The 17,852-nt window shown below is 37.4% G+C and carries 17 protein-coding genes and 1 pseudogene; 5 read left to right on the top strand and 13 right to left on the bottom strand.

Annotated features, from left to right (window positions below; all coding sequences use genetic code 11):
- Positions 1–48 precede the first annotated feature (48 nt).
- A complete protein-coding gene (ispG, locus tag QFZ87_RS10075; protein ID WP_309867754.1) occupies positions 49–1,149 on the top strand; it encodes a flavodoxin-dependent (E)-4-hydroxy-3-methylbut-2-enyl-diphosphate synthase in 1,101 nt (366 codons plus the stop codon).
- A gap of 59 nt (positions 1,150–1,208) precedes the next feature.
- On the opposite strand, the gene QFZ87_RS10070 is transcribed toward ispG, so the two are convergent.
- Positions 1,209–1,553 carry a hypothetical protein gene (locus tag QFZ87_RS10070; RefSeq protein ID WP_396133959.1) on the bottom strand — a complete coding sequence of 115 codons (345 nt, stop codon included), beginning with the start codon at positions 1,551–1,553 and terminating at the stop codon, positions 1,209–1,211.
- A gap of 330 nt (positions 1,554–1,883) precedes the next feature.
- Here QFZ87_RS10070 and QFZ87_RS10065 point away from each other — a divergent pair, with 330 nt between their 5' ends.
- Positions 1,884–2,486 (top strand): 5' nucleotidase, NT5C type, encoded by a 603-nt coding sequence (locus QFZ87_RS10065; RefSeq protein WP_309860604.1) that lies wholly within the window; start codon positions 1,884–1,886, stop codon positions 2,484–2,486.
- Positions 2,487–2,528: 42 nt separating this feature from the next.
- Here QFZ87_RS10065 and zur read toward each other — a convergent pair whose 3' ends face one another.
- The 3 genes from zur to QFZ87_RS10050 are packed head-to-tail and all read right to left on the bottom strand — an operon-like array spanning position 2,529 to position 4,560.
- A complete protein-coding gene (gene zur / locus QFZ87_RS10060; RefSeq protein WP_308083155.1) occupies positions 2,529–2,942 on the bottom strand; it encodes a zinc uptake transcriptional repressor Zur in 414 nt (137 codons plus the stop codon).
- A complete protein-coding gene (locus QFZ87_RS10055; protein WP_309860603.1) occupies positions 2,939–3,790 on the bottom strand; it encodes a metal ABC transporter permease in 852 nt (283 codons plus the stop codon). The genes zur and QFZ87_RS10055 overlap by 4 nt, the downstream gene beginning before the upstream one ends.
- A complete protein-coding gene (locus QFZ87_RS10050) occupies positions 3,787–4,560 on the bottom strand; it encodes a metal ABC transporter ATP-binding protein (protein WP_309860602.1) in 774 nt (257 codons plus the stop codon). The genes QFZ87_RS10055 and QFZ87_RS10050 overlap by 4 nt, the downstream gene beginning before the upstream one ends.
- A 174-nt stretch (positions 4,561–4,734) precedes the next feature.
- On the opposite strand from QFZ87_RS10050, the gene QFZ87_RS10045 reads away from it, so the two are divergent.
- Complete coding sequence (locus QFZ87_RS10045; protein WP_309860601.1) at positions 4,735–4,992, top strand: DUF2624 domain-containing protein; 258 nt, start codon at positions 4,735–4,737, stop codon at positions 4,990–4,992.
- Between the two features lie 46 nt (positions 4,993–5,038).
- Here QFZ87_RS10045 and QFZ87_RS10040 read toward each other — a convergent pair whose 3' ends face one another.
- Together QFZ87_RS10040 and QFZ87_RS10035 are read right to left on the bottom strand one after the other, a co-directional pair.
- The gene (locus QFZ87_RS10040; RefSeq protein ID WP_309860600.1) at positions 5,039–5,932 is read right to left on the bottom strand and encodes a deoxyribonuclease IV; all 894 of its coding nucleotides are present in this window, start codon (positions 5,930–5,932) and stop codon (positions 5,039–5,041) included.
- A gap of 23 nt (positions 5,933–5,955) precedes the next feature.
- On the bottom strand, positions 5,956–7,272 hold the full coding sequence (locus tag QFZ87_RS10035) for a DEAD/DEAH box helicase (RefSeq protein ID WP_309860599.1): 1,317 nt from the start codon (positions 7,270–7,272) through the stop codon (positions 5,956–5,958).
- Between the two features lie 260 nt (positions 7,273–7,532).
- Between QFZ87_RS10035 and vrrA the strand changes: the two genes are divergently transcribed.
- Together vrrA and QFZ87_RS10025 are read left to right on the top strand one after the other, a co-directional pair.
- Positions 7,533–8,234: a VrrA/YqfQ family protein gene (vrrA, locus tag QFZ87_RS10030; RefSeq protein WP_309860597.1), complete on the top strand. Its 702-nt coding sequence runs from the start codon at positions 7,533–7,535 to the stop codon at positions 8,232–8,234.
- A gap of 138 nt (positions 8,235–8,372) precedes the next feature.
- Entirely contained in the window at positions 8,373–9,323 is a 951-nt protein-coding gene (locus QFZ87_RS10025; RefSeq protein ID WP_309860595.1) for a 4-hydroxy-3-methylbut-2-enyl diphosphate reductase, read from the top strand.
- A 46-nt stretch (positions 9,324–9,369) separates the two neighbouring features.
- Here the strand turns inward: QFZ87_RS10025 and QFZ87_RS10020 are convergent.
- The 7 genes and pseudogenes from QFZ87_RS10020 to QFZ87_RS09990 all read right to left on the bottom strand — a co-directional run bounded on the left by QFZ87_RS10020 (position 9,370) and on the right by QFZ87_RS09990 (position 17,821).
- Positions 9,370–10,489: pseudogene (locus QFZ87_RS10020) on the bottom strand (Nif3-like dinuclear metal center hexameric protein).
- The gene (locus QFZ87_RS10015; protein ID WP_309860592.1) at positions 10,476–11,198 is read right to left on the bottom strand and encodes a tRNA (adenine(22)-N(1))-methyltransferase; all 723 of its coding nucleotides are present in this window, start codon (positions 11,196–11,198) and stop codon (positions 10,476–10,478) included. The pseudogene QFZ87_RS10020 and the gene QFZ87_RS10015 overlap by 14 nt, the downstream one beginning before the upstream one ends.
- Positions 11,199–11,291: 93 nt before the next feature.
- Entirely contained in the window at positions 11,292–11,660 is a 369-nt protein-coding gene (gene cccA, locus QFZ87_RS10010; protein WP_309860590.1) for a cytochrome c550, read from the bottom strand.
- Positions 11,661–11,852: 192 nt separating this feature from the next.
- Positions 11,853–12,992 carry an acyl-CoA dehydrogenase family protein gene (locus QFZ87_RS10005; RefSeq protein WP_309860588.1) on the bottom strand — a complete coding sequence of 380 codons (1,140 nt, stop codon included), beginning with the start codon at positions 12,990–12,992 and terminating at the stop codon, positions 11,853–11,855.
- A 374-nt stretch (positions 12,993–13,366) separates the two neighbouring features.
- Complete coding sequence (gene rpoD, locus QFZ87_RS10000) at positions 13,367–14,494, bottom strand: RNA polymerase sigma factor RpoD (protein WP_309860586.1); 1,128 nt, start codon at positions 14,492–14,494, stop codon at positions 13,367–13,369.
- A 41-nt stretch (positions 14,495–14,535) separates the two neighbouring features.
- On the bottom strand, positions 14,536–16,347 hold the full coding sequence (dnaG, locus tag QFZ87_RS09995) for a DNA primase (RefSeq protein ID WP_309860585.1): 1,812 nt from the start codon (positions 16,345–16,347) through the stop codon (positions 14,536–14,538).
- Positions 16,348–17,011: 664 nt separating this feature from the next.
- Positions 17,012–17,821 carry a pyruvate, water dikinase regulatory protein gene (locus tag QFZ87_RS09990; protein WP_309860583.1) on the bottom strand — a complete coding sequence of 270 codons (810 nt, stop codon included), beginning with the start codon at positions 17,819–17,821 and terminating at the stop codon, positions 17,012–17,014.
- Between the last annotated feature and the right edge of the window lie 31 nt (positions 17,822–17,852).

Below are 17,852 nucleotides of genomic sequence, written 5' to 3'. Positions count from 1 at the left end.
ACCCATATTCGAATTCCAATTTAAAGGAGCGAATTCCACGTGAGTGAAATTATACATCGCACAAAAACCCGGCCAGTTAAAGTTGGTAATTTAACAATTGGCGGGAATAATGAATTAATTATCCAAAGTATGACTACAACTAAGACTCATGATGTTGAAGCAACAGTTGCTGAGATTAAACGTCTTGAGGAAGCAGGTTGTCAAATTGTTCGTGTGGCATGTCCAGACGAACGAGCAGCAAATGCTATTTCAGAAATCAAAAAACGAATTAATATTCCCCTTGTGGTAGATATTCATTTTGATTATAAATTAGCTCTTAAAGCTATTGAAGGCGGAGCAGATAAAATCAGAATTAATCCTGGAAACATCGGCAAGCGTGAAAAAGTGGAAGCTGTTGTTAAAGCTGCAAAAGAACGTGGAATCCCCATTCGGATTGGAGTAAACGCAGGTTCACTCGAGAAAAAGATTCTTGAAAAGTACGGTTATCCGACTGCAGATGGTATGGTTGAGAGTGCCCTTCACCATATTAAAATTCTTGAGGATTTAGATTTCCACGACATCATTGTTTCCATGAAAGCATCAGATGTTAATCTGGCGATTGAAGCATATGAAAAAGCAGCACGTGCTTTTGACTATCCCTTACATTTAGGAATTACAGAATCAGGAACACTATTTTCCGGAACTGTAAAGAGTGCGGCAGGGTTAGGTGCTATCATTAGTAAAGGAATCGGTAACACCCTTCGTATTTCTTTAAGTGCAGACCCGGTTGAAGAAGTGAAAGTAGCAAGAGAACTATTGAAAGTTTTCGGACTTTCATCTAATGCAGCCACATTAATTTCATGTCCAACTTGTGGTCGAATCGAAATTGACCTAATCAGTATTGCAAATGAAGTCGAAGAATATATCCAAAATATCAAAGCCCCTATTAAGGTTTCAGTTTTAGGCTGTGCTGTCAACGGTCCTGGTGAAGCTCGAGAAGCTGATATCGGAATTGCAGGTGCTCGGGGTGAAGGTTTGCTTTTTAGAAAAGGTGAAATCGTTCGTAAAGTTCCAGAGGCTCAAATGGTCGAAGAATTGAAAAAAGAAATTGATCAAGTTGCGGAAGAATATTTCCGCAAAAAAGCTGAAGAAGAGAAAGTGAATAAATAAAAAGTAAGAAACCCGGTATCGGCTACCGGGTTTCTTTTTGCTCCTAGGCTGTGTTCATGTTAAAAGAACGGAAGAATAAACATACCAAGAATGATCGAGATGGCACCAATACCTATTGCCCAGGCACCAAGCCCCTCAGCACCCCTTCTTCTAGCAACAAACCCTAACACAATACCTGCAGCACCAAAAAGAATTGGCATAACAAACAGGGACAAAATCGAAAGGGCAATTGCAAGGGTTCCTATTCCGGTCCCTCCCTCTGCTCTCTCCCTATCCCCTGTACGCACATCTCTTCGAATTACAGGTACTGGGGCTGCTATTTCGGCAGCAGTTTCTTCTCTGTATCCATGAGAATGGATTGGAACTGATGCTCCAATTTCAGGAACAGGATCGTCTTTTTTCAATGAGTAGCGAGTTTTTATAGGCGCGGCAACTTCAGATGCTACTTCTTCCCGAAACTCTGCTGGAGAATTGGGGATATCTTCGCCTATAATTGAACTTCGAAGGGCTTCCTGAACTCTTGTGTCTCTTTCGTCTGCCATCCTAATCCCTCACTTTCAGTAATAGGAGCATTTATTATTGTTAGCTTCCTTCAAATTTTTAATATGTTAATGTTTAACTGTATTAGTTTTTTATTTCATTTACCGAAAAAATTTACTTATAAATAAATACTTTATTGTTAAGCTGTCTTTGGTAAAATAAAGATAGTCTATTGCAATTTGAAGGTGAGCCTAATGAGAAGAAGATTTGGAATTGACATCGATGGAACGGTAACTTGCCCTAAATCGATACTGCCTTTTATCAACAAAGATTTTGGAATGGAAATTATGTACGAAGACGTGAATCAATATGATTTAACGCCATTTGTTAATGTATCGGAGAAAGAATTTGCACAATGGTTTGCAAAGAATGAACCACTTATCTATAAAGAATCTCCGCTTGCAACAGGTGCAAAAAAAGTCCTTAACAAGTGGAAACATAAACATGAACTGTTCTTTATTAGTGCTAGGGGCTCCCATTTACTTGAAGTCACTGAGAATTGGTTTTTTGACCAAGGATTAATCTTTGACCATATTGAATTAATTGGTTCCCACGATAAAGTGGAAACAGTAAAAAAGCATAAAGTGGAAATCTTTTTCGAGGATAAACATGATAATGCGGTCATGATTCATGAAGAATGTAAGATTCCGGTTATTTTATTTGATACCCCGTACAATCAAGACCCTATTCCAAATGGGGTTATACGGGTTAATAACTGGATAGAGGCTAATGATTGGGTTGACGAATGGTTAAAACAACAAGGAGTCAAACCTCAAATGGCCAGCTTCCATTTATAGGATAATAAAAACAGCTTGTGCTCCCACAAGCTGTTTTTTTCTCTAATTCAAGCATTCCGGACAGCGGCCATATATCTCAAATTTATGTCCTGAGACATCGTAGCCTTTCAAATTTTCACTTAGACCATTCATTGGACAGGTTTCAATTTTTTTGGTTTTACCACAGTCTAAGCAGATAAAATGGTGATGATGGTGGCTGCTCGAACAAGTAAAACGGAAATGTTTTTCCCCAGATAACTCTGTCATTTCTAAAATCCCCATATTAACAAATAAGGATAGGTTACGATAAATCGTATCAAAACTTAAACCTGGATAATCATCCTTTAACTGATCAAGGACATCCTTAGCGGTTAAATATTTATCGCTGTCAGCAAACAATTGAAGCATGTCTTCTCTTTTTCCTGTTTGCTTAAATCCATTTTCCTTTAGGTATTGGATTGCTTCGTTAACGTTCATTTAGCACCACCTCCTAATGCACCAGTTAATTTTTTGTAAAAAATAGAACATACAAGAATAAGAACTGCAAGCATAACAATGGTCCCACCTGGAGCCAAATCTACATAGTAGGCAATAAAAAGGCCGCCCAATACTGCTAATTCACCAAAAAGAACGGATAAGAAAATGGTTTGTTTAAATCCCTTTGCGATCCGAATACTGGCAGCAACTGGCAACGTCATTAAGGAGGATACCAATAGAATTCCAACAATTCTCATAGAGGCTGCAATAACCAAAGCAACCATAACAATAAAGATGAAATGAATACTTTTAGCAGCAATCCCAGATGCTTTCGCATGCTCTTCATCAAAAGACAGCAAAAACAACTCTTTATACAAGAAAATTATAACCAGAATAACCAAAATACTTATGATAAGAATAACCCATAGGTCTGTACGACTAACAGCAGAAACACTACCGAACAAATAACTGAACAAGTCTGTATTAAATCCATTCGCAAGTGAAATAAAGATAACGCCTAGTCCAATCCCGCTTGATAAAATAATGGGAATAGCAAGCTCCTGATAGTGTTTATAAACCCCTCTTAGTTTTTCAATAAATAATGATCCGCCTACTGAGAAAACCATACCTAAATATAGAGGATTTAAGCCTGCCATGATGGCAAATTTCTTTTCAATAAGAAGGCTGGCTGCAATACCCGCAAGTGTGACATGACTAAGTGCGTCAGCAATTAAAGATAATCTTCTCACAACGATAAAAACACCGAGCAATGGAGCTAGTATCCCGATCATGATTCCGGTTAAGAAGGCATTTTGTAAAAATTCATAATGAAAAATTCCTTGAATCATTTTTTGGCGCCTCCGTGTTCATGGTGATGAGCGAGTAAATGAACGTCATGGCCATAAAACTCAGACATCCCTTCCCCTCTCAACTCTTCAAATTCTTTTGTTTCACCATGGAAATGTAAATGTTTATTTAAGCAAGCAACATGGGTAACCTTATCGGAAATAGTGCCAATATCGTGTGTCACCAACAGCAATGTAATCGCACGATTTTGGTTTAAATCACCGAGCATTTGATAGAAGGAATTTACATTCTCAGCATCCACTCCTACCGTTGGTTCGTCAAGAATCAGCAATTTGGGTTCACTGACTAGTGCTCGGGCAATAAACACTCTTTGTTGCTGACCACCAGAGAGTTCTCCAATATTTCTGTTACTGAATTCTCTCATGCCAACTGCTTCTAATGCCTCAAATACCTTCATCGAATGTTCCTTTTTAAAGAACGTAAACAAACCGAGCTTTTTTGTTAACCCGCTTGCCACTACTTCAAAAACGGTAGCAGGGAAACCTGTGTTAAATGAATTAGCCTTTTGTGACACATACCCGATCTTCTGCCAATCTTTAAATTTAGAGATTTCTTGACCAAATAAAGTGATGTCACCTTTTTGGGGTTTTAATAGCCCTAATATCAATTTTAACAATGTTGATTTTCCTGATCCATTTGGACCCACAATAGCTAAAAATGAACCGTCAGGAATGGACATGTTTATATCCTCTAAGACTGTATCCTTTTCATATCGATAAAATAAATGTTGAATATCAATTATTGATTGCATATTTTGCACTCTCACTTTTAATTATAAGAATCATTCCGATTTAACTTAATGTAGTATACAATACGATATTCTGATTGTAAAGCATACAGCAACTAGGCAGGTGCACTCCACTTTTTAAATCCTTTGTCACACTCCCGTTTGTTTTTCATACATTAGCATGGAGGAGTGATGAGGGTGAAAATATTTGAAAACATCATTAATCATAAGATCAACACGATTACTGCTGAAGAGTTAGTCAAATATGCCAATCAATTTAATATTAAAGTAAACCAGCAACAGGCTAGGAAGATTGCAGAATACTTACGTGGTAAAAACATAAATATTTTTGATGATACACAAAGAAGTAAATTAGTAAAAGAAATTGCAAAAGCTGCTGGTCCCGAAACAGCGCGCGAAGTCAATAAATTATTAATGCAGATTACTAAGCAATAAATAAAAACTTCATTGAAAAAAGCTGTGCAGATTGCACAGCTTTTTCTTATGATTGCATGATTACATCTAACAGATTTTCATTAAATGTCTGATTGCGTAGCATCTCGATTTCATGTTTATACGGTGCTTTTTTATTGTTCTTATCTTCTCCAACAAAAGGAGTTTCAAGAATCTTAGGAACATCCATCAATTGGGGATGGTGAACGATATAATTGAGAGCCTTAAAGCCAATATGACCAAAGCCAATATTTTCATGGCGGTCCTTCCTCATACCAACTGCATTTTTACTATCATTGATATGTAGTACCTTTAGCTTCTCCAGGCCAACAATTTTATCAAATTCATTTAAAACACCATCAAAGTCTTCCACAATGTTATAGCCGGCATCATGCGTATGGCATGTATCGAAACAGACGGATAATTTATCACTATAATTAACCCCATCCATAATCATTGCAATTTCTTCAAAAGATTTACCACACTCAGATCCTTTTCCAGCCATGGTCTCTAAGGCAATTTGCAATTGTTCCTTACCGGTCAAAACCTCATTTAATCCTTCAATAATTTTCTTAATCCCTGCCTCTGTGCCTGCACTCACATGGGCACCAGGATGAAGGACAATTTGCTTTGCACCAAGCGCTTCTGTTCTTTCTATTTCACTGCGGAGGAACCTTACACCTAACTCAAATGTGTCAGGATTTGTGGTATTCCCAATATTAATGATATAAGGAGCATGGACAATAATTTCTGAGATTCCATTCTCCTCCATATGCTTTCTTCCTTCTTCGATGTTCAGGTCTTCAATTTTCTTTCTTCTGGTATTTTGTGGAGCACCTGTATAGATCATAAACGTATTTGCACCATAAGATACTGCTTCTTTACTAGCTGCAAGCAACATATCTTTTCCGCTCATTGACACGTGTGACCCAATTTTTAACATCTCGTTCCTCTCCATTCAATCTCTTATTTCTTTTTCTGGTTCAATTTCCGCTGACGTTTCTTGATTTTGTCCATTTCCCATTGCATTTTCTTTTTATAGCCTGGCTTTACTTTTTGCGGCTTCTTCACTAGAGTTTTAGCTGTTTTAGCTGCTTCATCTTCTTTTCTAACTCTTGTCTTTCTCTTATTTCGTTCATCTATTTCAACAAATCCATCTTTTTTAAGATCCACATGTTTAAATTGAATACCCATTTTTTCTAACTTGTTTAACGCATCTTCATCGGAACTCTCATAAATGGTAAGGGCAATCCCTGTATTGCCTGCTCTCGCTGTTCTTCCTACCCTATGGATATAAAAATCCAAATCTGTTGGAAGTTCATAGTTTATAACATGGCTGACACCTTCAATATCGATACCCCTTGAGGCAAGGTCAGTTGCCACGATATATTGGAACTCCAAATCCTGAATTTGCTTCATCATTTTTTTACGTTCTCGTGGGTTTAAGTTTCCATGAACACGGCCAACCTTTAGCCCTTTTTCATTTAAGTAGTAAGCTACCTCTTCAGCCATTTTTTTAGTATTCGTAAAAACAATCGCTAAATAGGGATTGTAGGCTAGAAGGGCATCATGAACAAGCTGCTTCTTACTGCGATGTCTGGATGGTAAAAGAGCATGCTCTAAATTTTCAGCAGCTTTATTTTTTGGATCAATATGAACCGTTTTTGGATTTTCCATATACTTTTTTAAAAAAGGTTTAAGTTTTTCAGGTATGGTCGCAGAAAAGACAAGCATTTGCAAGTTCTCCGGCATCTTTGCAGCTACCTGATCCACATCTTCAATAAATCCCATATCTAGAATCATGTCTGTTTCATCAACAACAAGGATTTCTGATGTATGAATGAAAAGAGCTTGTTCAACCATTAAATCTTTTATTCGTCCTGGAGTACCAACAACGATTTGAGGTTGTACCTTTAATTTTTCAATGGTCCGCTGTTTGTCAGTGCCACCAATATAGCATCTTGTCATGATTTGACTATCTGGACTGCAGTTTTCTGTTACTTTTAAGATTTGATGATAAATTTGTGAGGCTAATTCTCTTGTTGGTGCAGTAATAACTGCTTGTACCTCTTGACGCTTTGGATCAATTTTTTCAAGGATAGGTAATACATAGGCAAATGTTTTACCTGTTCCTGTTTGGGATTGGCCAATGGCACTTTCTCCCTTAAGCACTAATGGAATCATCCGTTCCTGAATTTCCGTTGGACTATAAAAACCAAACTTATTCAGCGAATCTATAATAAAAGGTTGAAACTTAAAACGATCAAATTTATTTACTTTCATATAAGGGCTCCTTATTCTAAAAAATATCCAATGGTTTAATGTAGTTTTTCTTACCAGCATGTGCCTACACTTTTCATTCCATCATGTTATTATATTAAAGTTTCTCTTAAATCACCAGCTAACTATCTATATATTTCTCATCTTTTACATTTTATCCGATTTTTAAAATGAAATTTAGTTAATAACTTGTGTAGAATACCTAAACCAAATTAGGGTAAATGCATATTTTAAAGCATGAGGGAACGAAAGGAGGTCGTGGTATGCAACCAAGACCAAGAGTACCTATGCAAGGCGGTATGGGAGGCCCAGGTATGTTTGGAGGCAGAAATCCAATGATGGGAGCTGGGAACAATCCTTTTGCCGGAAGAAGCCCAATGATGGGACCTAGTATTAACCCCTTTGGAGGAGGAAACCAAATGATGAGGCCAACTGCCAATCCATTTGGGGGAAGAAATCCGATGATGGGATCGATGGGAAGACAAATGAACGGTGGCGGCGGACTGCTTTCAAAAATACTAGGTAGAGGAAACCAAGCCGGCGGTGCAGGTGGACTTATGGGTGCACAAGGAGCTGGCAGAGCTGCATCAGGTGGTGCAGGTGGATTACTCCAGTCCTTAAGTAACCCAGGCGGTTTATCCTCTATTCTCAATAATACCCAACAAGTATTAAGAACAGCACAATCTATAGGTCCTGTCATTCAACAGTATGGTCCAATGGTCAAGAATCTCCCGGCCATGTGGAAGCTCTATAAAGGATTTAAGAATGCATCAAAGAGTACGGAAGAATCAACAGATGGGAAAAGTAATCAATCAGTAGCCGTTATGGATGAAGAGTCTTCAACAAACGAGCAAACTGAAAATCGCCGTACAGGAAAACAATCTAGTCAAAAGAAGCAACAAAAGCCCGCAAAAAGTAGCGGACAACAACCAAGAGGAAATTCCATTCCGAAAATGTACATCTAACATAAGAATGCTGGAAACAGCATTCTTTTTTATTTCTCGCTATTCTAAAAGGAAAAATGTATCTTTGTATTCTATCTATTAGTTTTATATAATAAATACATAGTCTATTAAACAATGTCTTTTAGGAGGACTTCATATATGCAAATCATTAAGATATCTCCACGCGGATACTGTTATGGTGTGGTCGACGCTATGGTCATCGCCAGAAACGCCGCATTAGATAAATCTTTACCTCGTCCGATCTACATTTTAGGGATGATTGTTCATAATAAACATGTAACAGATGCTTTCGAGGAAGAAGGAATCATCACACTAGATGGAAAAAACAGAAAAGATATTCTTGATAAGGTAGAATCAGGGACAGTTATTTTTACTGCCCACGGGATTTCTCCAGAAGTACGTGAACTTGCTAAAAAGAAAGGCCTTGTAACCATTGATGCAACATGTCCTGACGTAACAAGAACACATGACCTCATTGAAGAAAAGACCCAGCAAGGTTATCACATCATTTACATTGGGAAAAAAGGGCATCCAGAACCAGAAGGGGCTGTAGGTGTTGCTCCTGGCATGGTTCATCTGGTGGAAACCCCGAGTGATGTTGAAGCATTAACCATTGATTGTGAGAAGCTTCTCGTAACGAACCAAACGACTATGAGTCAATGGGATGTTTCGGATACGATGAAAAGGGTTCAACAAAAATATCCTCATGTTGAGGTTTATAATGAAATTTGCCATGCAACCCAAATACGCCAAGAGGCAGTTGCCGATCAGGCCACTGAAGCTGACGTTACTATTGTTGTAGGAGATCCAAAAAGTAATAATTCTAATCGCCTTGCACAGGTTTCAGAAGAAATTGCTGGTACAAGAGCGTATCGTATTGCCGATATTACCGAGTTAGAAATTGATTGGATTAAGGATGCTAAGACGGTTGCTGTTACATCCGGAGCCTCCACACCTACTCCTATTACAAAGGAAGTCATAACGTTCTTAGAACAATTTGATCCGAACAATGAAGCCACTTGGGAACGAAGAAAAAAAGTTCAACTAAGTAGAATATTACCGAAGGTTAAAAAGGCTGAAAACGAGTAATATGAAAAGAACCGCGTCTAACGTTAGACCGGTTCTTTTTATATGTTTATATGAATTGGAAAGGATCCGTATTTACTTCAGAAGGGAATATCTCTACTTCATACCCTTCTTCTCTACACATCTTTTGCAAGGCTGCTGTCAATCCTTTTTTCATGACCTTTTCAACGTTATGCCCAGGATCAATCATATTAAGGCCTTGCATCATGGCGTCATGTGCAGTGTGATAATATATATCACCTGTTACATAGACATCGGCACCTTTAAACTTGGCGTTCATGAAATACTTATTTCCATCGCCACCCAAAACAGCAACCTTCCTAACCTTCGAAGCTAGGTCGCCAACTACTCTTACTCGTTCCACATCAAGTGCGGTCTTTACTTTTTCTGCAAACTCTCCAAGAGTCATTTCACTAACTTTCCCTATCCTACCTAGACCAAGCACTTCCCCTTTATTTTCAGTAGGATATACATCGTAAGCTACCTCTTCATAAGGATGTGCTTTAATCATTGCAGTGATGGCTTTTTTTAGAAGCGGTTCTGGAATTATGGTCTCAATTCGAATCTCATCTACCTCTTCTAACTGACCAGGGTGTCCCACAAAGGGATTTGTATTCTCACCAGGTAGAAACCGCCCGGTACCACTTGTAGAGAAGGTACAATGACTGTAATTCCCTATAAAACCTGCTCCGGATTTGCCAAGTACGTTTCTAATTTCTTCTGCATGGCTTGCAGGTACAAAAACCACTAATTTTTTTAACTTCGTGTCAAAGGTAGGGACTAGTACTTCTTGTTCCTGTAATTCTAATGCAGTTGCCAAGAGGTCGTTTACTCCTCCCTTTGCAACGTCCAGATTGGTGTGTGCTGCATATACTGCAATATCGTGTTTTAATAGCTTTTCAACCATTCTACCTTGTGTTGTATCTGTTAGTACATTTTTTAGTGGACGAAAAATAATTGGATAGATGATGTGCAATGATCAGTTGCACATTTTTTTCTATAGCTTCATCTATTACATCTTCCAACACATCAAGAGCAATCATCACTCGATCAACCTTTTTGTTTAACCTTCCAACTTGCAAGCCAATTTTATCGCCTTCCATGGCTAAGGATTTCGGTGAAAACTGTTCAAAAAGCTGAATAATCTCATGCCCGTTAGGATTCTTCAAGTTTCAATACCTCCTCAACTAGCCTTATCTTGTTCAATAACTCTTGCTTTTTTTCTACTGTTTCAGCCGTTTCGCCTGCGCTCTCTAACTGATCTACTATTCGCTTCCAATTTTTTATTTCCATGTTCCATTTTTTTTGAAAGGCTGGTTCTTGATTTTGACTTAGAAAAGGACCTAATAAAAGACCACTTTCTAATAACTGATCTTCATAGGGTTTAAAGGAATTTCCTTTTTCAGCAACAAGGACCTCGTAAATTTTCCCGTCTTCTTCCATAATTTCTTCCGCAATAAGTTCCCAATTATTTTCCAAGAACCATTTTCGTATAGAAATCGCACTAATATTAGGTTGCAATACTAACCGCTTGACAGACCTGAGCTTTTCTTTCCCATTTTCTAATATACTTGTGATTAAAGAGCCACCCATTCCTGCTATAGTAATACAATCCACTTCTCCTGGTTGAATGACTTCTAACCCATCACCCATTCGTACTGAAATAATAGAAGATAAACCTTCAGATTGAACATTTCTTTCGGCGGAATGGTATGGTCCTGCAGCAACCTCTCCAGCAATGGCAAAAGAGATTCCTGTAGTCTTGGCTAAGTAACAAGGTAAATACGCATGATCAGAGCCAATATCTGCAATCCTAGATCCAGCTGGTACATATTTAGCCACTGTAGCTAATCGGATTGATAATTTATCAGTATTCAAAAAACCACCACTTTACAATAAAATCATTAATTACTTTTCTAAGTATAAAAAAAGTCCTTCACATATGCAAAGGACTTCTTTTATGACGATACATTATTTGATATTTGCTAACCAATCTGCCATTGCTGCTGCTTGTTCTTGTGGAACTAGACCAGCAGGCATGTTCCCTTTACCTTTTGTCACGATTTCTATAAGTTGATCCTTAGAGTATTTGCCGCCTACACCCTTTAACGTAGGACCCACTACCCCTTGATACTGATCACCGTGACAAGCAACACATGTTTGCTTATAAATGTCTTCTGGCTTAGATGCAGCTACTTCCGTCTTCTCGCTGCCATTTCCTTCACCCTTCTCACTAGCTACTTCTTTCATATCACCAAGGCCTTTGAAAGACATGACAAATACAAGTACAAGTCCAAAAACCATGATAAGAATAAAAGGAATTACTGGATTACGTTTCATGAATTAACCTCCCTTATGTACGAACATCTGTTAATAAATAAATAGTCTACAAACAATTACTATTTTACTTGAAAATGAACAGAAGGAAAAGCCCTAAACTTATTTTATCACTATAATCTTTGTAAAAAAGAAAAAAGAGGTAAATTAATGAAAATAATTAATTTACCTCTCTTAGCTTTCCCATATTTACTTTTAACAACCAATTAATCGCGAAATAACCATTCGTTGAACTTCAGATGTCCCTTCACCAATTTCAAGCAGTTTTGCATCACGCATCATTCTTTCTACATGATACTCCTTCATATATCCGTATCCACCATGTATCTGAACAGCTTGACTCGTTACTTCCATACAGATTTCAGATGCATATAGTTTACACATAGCAGCTTCTTTTGAGAACGCTCTGCCTTGATCTTTTAACCAAGCCGCTTTATACACCATATTTCTGGCCAATTCAATTTTCATTGCCATATCGGCTAATTTAAACTGAATGGCTTGGAAAGAGGAAATGGATTTTCCAAATTGCTTTCGTTCCTTTGCATAGGCAAGTGCCTTCTCATACGCACCCTGAGCAATCCCCACTGCCATAGCTCCTATCCCAATTCGACCCCCATCAAGCGTAATCAAAAACTGTCTAAATCCCTCTCCTCGCTTTCCTAAAAGATTTTCTGAAGAAACTCTTACATCCTCTAATACAAGCTCTGTGGTATTCGAAGCATTCAAACCCATCTTTTCGTAATTATCAATGATCGTAAAGCCGTCAGAATTAGTAGGAACAATAATCGCACTGATTTCTTTCTTCCCATTATTCTCACCAGTAATAGCAGTTAAGGCTAAATGCTTAGCGAAGCTTGCGTTAGTAATGAAACACTTATTTCCATTTATTATGAATTCACCATTCGCTTCTCTAGCGGAGGTTCTTGTACCGCCCGCATCTGAACCAGCATTGGGTTCCGTTAAACCAAATGCACCAAATGATTCCCCAGTACAAATAGGAGTTAAATATTTTTGCTTTTGTTCTTCAGTCCCAAACAAATAGAGCGGAGCCCCACCTAATGAAATATGAGCAGAATAGGTAATCCCTGTCGATGCACAAGCTCTACTTAATTCTTCAGTTACAATCGCAAAGCTGACAGTATCTGCTCCAGCACCGCCGTATTCTTCAGGGAATGGAAGTCCCATAATCCCCATTTCAGCAAGCTTTTTAAAGATCTCTACTGGAAATTGTTTAGTTTTATCTCTTTCAATAGCACCAGGTGCTACCTCTTCATCTGCAAATTGGCGAATGGTCCGTTTAATCATATCTTGTTCAGCTGTTAAGTCGAAATTCATTTTTATCCCCCTTGAAACAACTTTGTATGCGCTTTCTTTATTTATTATAAAAGAAACAACCAAGATTTCTCAACATTTAAAAATTTTATAAAATAATTAATTATTTAAAAATAACAAAAATAGTGATACAACAAAGTTTCAAGAAAAGGACTTACACTATTAACACAGAGAATAAGAAACTAAAACAAGTTTATTCCTTTTTCAAGAAAATAAAATTCATCAAAACGAATGAATAAATCAATGTGCCTATTTGCAAAATGAGAGACAATTCAGTAAAATAAACTCAAATACAGTAAGTGCTTTCAATGTAAATTTTTATAAAAAGACAAAAAAAAGTTTACTCCCTTAAAGAGTAAACCATTAATTGAATAAATTTATTCTAAGAAATCTTTCAACCGTTTGCTCCGGCTTGGATGACGTAATTTCCGCAATGCTTTCGCTTCAATTTGACGAATTCGCTCGCGGGTTACTCCAAAGACTTTCCCTACTTCTTCTAGTGTACGAGTCCGGCCATCATCCAATCCAAAACGTAGGCGAAGGACATTTTCTTCCCTATCTGTCAAAGTATCGAGAACGTCTTCTAATTGCTCTTTTAATAATTCATAAGCCGCATGTTCAGAAGGAGACGTTGCATCTTGGTCTTCTATGAAATCACCAAGATGAGAATCATCTTCTTCACCAATTGGTGTTTCCAATGAAACAGGCTCTTGAGCAATCTTTAGAATTTCCCTTACTTTATCTGGGGTTAAATCCATATCTTCCCCAATTTCTTCTGGTGTTGGTTCACGTCCAAGATCCTGTAGTAATTGACGTTGAACACGGATAAGTTTGTTAATCGTTTCAACCATATGAACAGGGATACGAATGGTTCTCGCTTGGTCCGCAATTGCCCTTGTAATGGCTTGGCGAATCCACCATGTTGCATAGGTACTAAACTTAAAGCCTTTACGATAATCGAATTTTTCAACTGCTTTAATTAGACCCATATTTCCTTCTTGAATCAGGTCTAGAAATAGCATTCCGCGACCTACATAGCGCTTTGCTATACTTACGACAAGACGTAGGTTTGCTTCAGCCAAACGGCGCTTCGCTTCCTCGTCACCTTCTTCAATACGGTTGGCGAGTTTAATCTCTTCTTCACCAGAAAGTAAGTCAACGCGTCCAATCTCTTTTAAATACATACGAACTGGGTCATTAATCTTAACACCTGGAGGAACGCTAAGATCATTTAAATCAAATTCTTCGTCATCATCTTTTGATAATTGTTTACTGTTTGGAGCTTCCTCACTATCGCCGACTAATTCGATCCCTTGATCTCCCAGGAATTCATAAAATTCATCCATTTGATCAGATTCTAAATCAAAATTAGCCATTTTTTCGGCAATGTCATCATAGGCAAGGACACCAACTTTTTTTCCTAATTCAGTTAACTGATCTTTTACTTGTTCAAAGGTCAGTTCATTCTCGGCCTCTTTTGAACGGGCTGATTTTTCAGCAGCCATATGTCCTCCTCCTTCCAGAATCAAAGACACTAAAATGGAATCTATAACGATTTACGCAATTGAATAATTTCAATACCAATTGCAGCAGCTCTACTAAATTCACCCTGTCGCTCTGCTTCTTTTTGTTCCACTTCTTTTTCTTTTATCTTTAGCATTTTTTGATAATTCAACACCTGTTTGATATAATCAGTTAATTCTTGGTCACTTAATTCATCATTAATGGACATCATTTCAATATTTGCAACCATTCTTCTAAGATTTTCATCTTGAATATAGGTTAAAAACGCACTAGAATCAGGTTCTAAGTGATCTTCATAAAATCCTAACAGATATGTTATTATTGCCTGATGTTCATCCATATTAAACGTGTTTTGCTGTAATAAATCCTGAACCTTGTAAGCAACATCACGATTTTTTAGCATATGCGCAATTAAACGCCTCTCAGCAGTATAATGTGCGGGTTTTAACTCGTTCACCTGCTTAACAATTTTCAGTGGTGGTTTATTACTTGATTCAGTCTTTCCGTTGGATTTTCTTTTTTCTTCGAAGAAGATTTGTTTTTGCTGCTGTTTTAAAGCATCCAACGAAAGTGAAAATTCACCAGCGAGCTGTCTTAAGTAATGATCTCTTTCAACAGCCTTATTTAATTTGCTGATTTCTTTAATTATTTGTTCGATATACGCAAGCCGATCTCCTTCAATTTGAAGATTTTTTCCTCTTCTAAAGTAAAGAAATTTAAAACCCATCCAGGTTGAGCTTGCACCAATTACTTCATTGCGAAATTTTTCAGAGCCATTTTTTTTTATATATTCATCAGGATCCATTCCATCTGGCATCATAGCCACCTTGATTTGGAAACCCGCATCATTTAAGTGACTACCTGCTCGATAGGCAGCTTCAATCCCAGGCTTATCAGAATCATAGCAAATTGTTATGGATTGAACACTTTGACGTAATAGTGCTATATGTTCATCAGTCAAAGAAGTCCCCATTGTGGCAATACCATTCTCTACACCAGATCGATCTGCTGCAATACAATCGGCAAATCCCTCAAACAAAACAGCATGTTGCAATTTTTTTATACTTGGTTTAGCTAAATGATAATTATATAGAATTTTACTTTTATTAAAGATTGCGGTTTCGGGACTATTTAAATATTTGGGCTCATCGGCCCCAAGTGATCTCCCTGAAAATGCAATCGTATTACCATTTCGGTCGGAAATTGGAAACATGATTCGATCTCTAAATCGATCAAAATATGTCCCGTCTCTTTCCCGCTGGATAATTAGTCCGGCTTTTTCCATCCATTCAGGCGAAAAATCCCTTTTAGATAAGAACTTATAAACAAAATCCCATGAATTTAATGAATACCCTATTTGAAACTTATCAATTGATTCCCTTGAAAAACCTCTATCTAATAAATACTCTAATGCGTGCTGACCTTCCTTTGTATTTACTAGTAAGTGATGGTAAAATTTCCTTAATAACTCATGGGCATCGAGCATAGATTGAAATTCTTTGGAAACCTTCTTCTCTCCAGAAACCGAAGACATTTTAATATCGAGATCAATATTAACTCTCGCAGCTAGTTTAATGGCTGCTTCCTGGAACGACATACCTTCAAGTTCCATTAAGAAAGAAAAAACATTCCCACCTGCTCCACATCCAAAACAATGGTAAATTTGTTTATCAGGCGATACTGAAAATGAAGGGGTGCTTTCACCATGGAAAGGACATAGTCCGAAGTAATTTCGCCCCTGCTTTTTCAGTTGAACATAATCGCTGATTATTTCGACAATATCAACAGCTTGACGAACTTGATCAATCTTTTCTTCGGCAATACGGTCTGCCATGTGAACATCTCCATTTATACTAACAGGTATTCGGCAGGCAATCTTTAAATTCCTGCAAATTTCGACAAAATTTTTGTTAATTCTGCCGTAAAACTTTATATTGCATTCTCCTTAAATAACACTCCCTTTGGAGATAAAAATTTGAACACCCTTTAAAAGTAAGGTTATGCAAGTCCAATATCCTGAGTGATGGTAATGTCTCTTTTGCCGTATGGTTCATAATGAACAAGTCAGCAGCTTCCTTTCCAACATCAACCTATTTCCAGTTTGCCTATGTAGAATGGTTCGTGACATGGTGATTGTAGGAAGCAACCAATAAAATTGACGGATAAATCGACAATTTCCTCTTTAACCAGGCATGAATCTGCATCCACATAAATAGTGGAATGCTTTTTGCATAAGTATTAATTCTACATCACTCCGCATATTCCTTCTTAAAGTGATAACTTTTACAAAAAGGATTTATGTCGAATTTTTTTTAGGGGGTTGCCTTGACATCTAACAATAAATAGTTTATTCGTTCACAAGCAACTCTAAACCTAAAAAGATATATTTTTATCACAATTTTTTATTATAGTACAATCATTATCATTTTACCATAATTATTTTGTATTATTTTTTTAGTTTTTTTCATAAAAAAGCACATAATCAATTGATTATGTGCTTACGGTCTACCTTTTTGAATATAATTTAAAATAACATTCGCTGTTTCCTCAACAGCTTTATTGGTCACATCAATAACAGGGCAGTTAATTCTTGAAACTAATTTTTCAAAAAAGGTTAATTCTTCTTTTATCCGTTCAATATTCGCATAACTAGCCTGGTCATTTAATCCTAGGGACCGTAATCGTTCACGTCTAATATTATTTAACTTTTCAGGGCTAATCTTTAGACCAAAGCATTTTTCAATAGGAACCTTAAAAAGTTCTTCTGGCGGGTCGACCTCAGGTACAAGTGGAACATTTGCCACTTTTAAGCGTTTGTGGGCCAAGTACTGAGATAGTGGAGTTTTAGAGGTTCTAGAAACACCAATTAATACTATATCAGCCTTTAAGATACCTCTTGGATCTCGGCCATCATCATATTTAACGGCGAATTCAATCGCCTCAATTTTTTTAAAATAATCCTCGTCCAACTTTCTGACAAGTCCAGGCTCACATAATGGAGTTTTTCCGCTGTAAAGTTGAATTTGATCCATAATCGGCCCAATAAGATCTACAGCAATGATTCCTTCCTTTTCCGCACGTTCCTGCATATATGTACGCATGTCCGGTTTAACTAGTGTAAAGGCAATCATTCCCTTATCAAGAGAAACAAGTGAGAGGACTTCATCAATATGTTCCCTGTCTTCCACGTAGGGAAATCTTTTTAATGTCATACCAGAACCATTAAATTGGGTTATTGCCGCTTTGGTCACTAATTCTGCTGTTTCTCCAACCGAATCAGACACTACATAAATAATTGGTAAACTCATTCTCCCCCAACAGCTCCTCTATTCAAGTTAT

The sequence above is a fragment of the Bacillus sp. SLBN-46 genome (assembly GCF_031453555.1).
Taxonomy (GTDB): Bacteria; Bacillota; Bacilli; order Bacillales; family Cytobacillaceae; genus Neobacillus.
Note: the sequence above shows the minus strand (reverse complement) of the source record. Positions and strands in the feature narration are given on the sequence as shown.

Bases quoted from the DNA above. Each gene is read 5' to 3' on its own strand.
- QFZ87_RS10065 (WP_309860604.1), top strand. From the start codon at position 1,884: ATGAGAAGAAGATTTGGAATTGACATCGATGGAACGGTAACTTGCCCT.
- zur (WP_308083155.1), bottom strand. From the start codon at position 2,942: ATGAACGTTAACGAAGCAATCCAATACCTAAAGGAAAATGGATTTAAG.
- QFZ87_RS10055 (WP_309860603.1), bottom strand. From the start codon at position 3,790: ATGATTCAAGGAATTTTTCATTATGAATTTTTACAAAATGCCTTCTTA.
- QFZ87_RS10050 (WP_309860602.1), bottom strand. From the start codon at position 4,560: ATGCAATCAATAATTGATATTCAACATTTATTTTATCGATATGAAAAG.
- QFZ87_RS10040 (WP_309860600.1), bottom strand. From the start codon at position 5,932: ATGTTAAAAATTGGGTCACACGTGTCAATGAGCGGAAAAGATATGTTG.
- QFZ87_RS10035 (WP_309860599.1), bottom strand. From the start codon at position 7,272: ATGAAAGTAAATAAATTTGATCGTTTTAAGTTTCAACCTTTTATTATA.
- vrrA (WP_309860597.1), top strand. From the start codon at position 7,533: ATGCAACCAAGACCAAGAGTACCTATGCAAGGCGGTATGGGAGGCCCA.
- QFZ87_RS10025 (WP_309860595.1), top strand. From the start codon at position 8,373: ATGCAAATCATTAAGATATCTCCACGCGGATACTGTTATGGTGTGGTC.
- cccA (WP_309860590.1), bottom strand. From the start codon at position 11,660: ATGAAACGTAATCCAGTAATTCCTTTTATTCTTATCATGGTTTTTGGA.
- QFZ87_RS10005 (WP_309860588.1), bottom strand. From the start codon at position 12,992: ATGAATTTCGACTTAACAGCTGAACAAGATATGATTAAACGGACCATT.
- rpoD (WP_309860586.1), bottom strand. From the start codon at position 14,494: ATGGCTGCTGAAAAATCAGCCCGTTCAAAAGAGGCCGAGAATGAACTG.
- dnaG (WP_309860585.1), bottom strand. From the start codon at position 16,347: ATGGCAGACCGTATTGCCGAAGAAAAGATTGATCAAGTTCGTCAAGCT.
- QFZ87_RS09990 (WP_309860583.1), bottom strand. From the start codon at position 17,821: ATGAGTTTACCAATTATTTATGTAGTGTCTGATTCGGTTGGAGAAACA.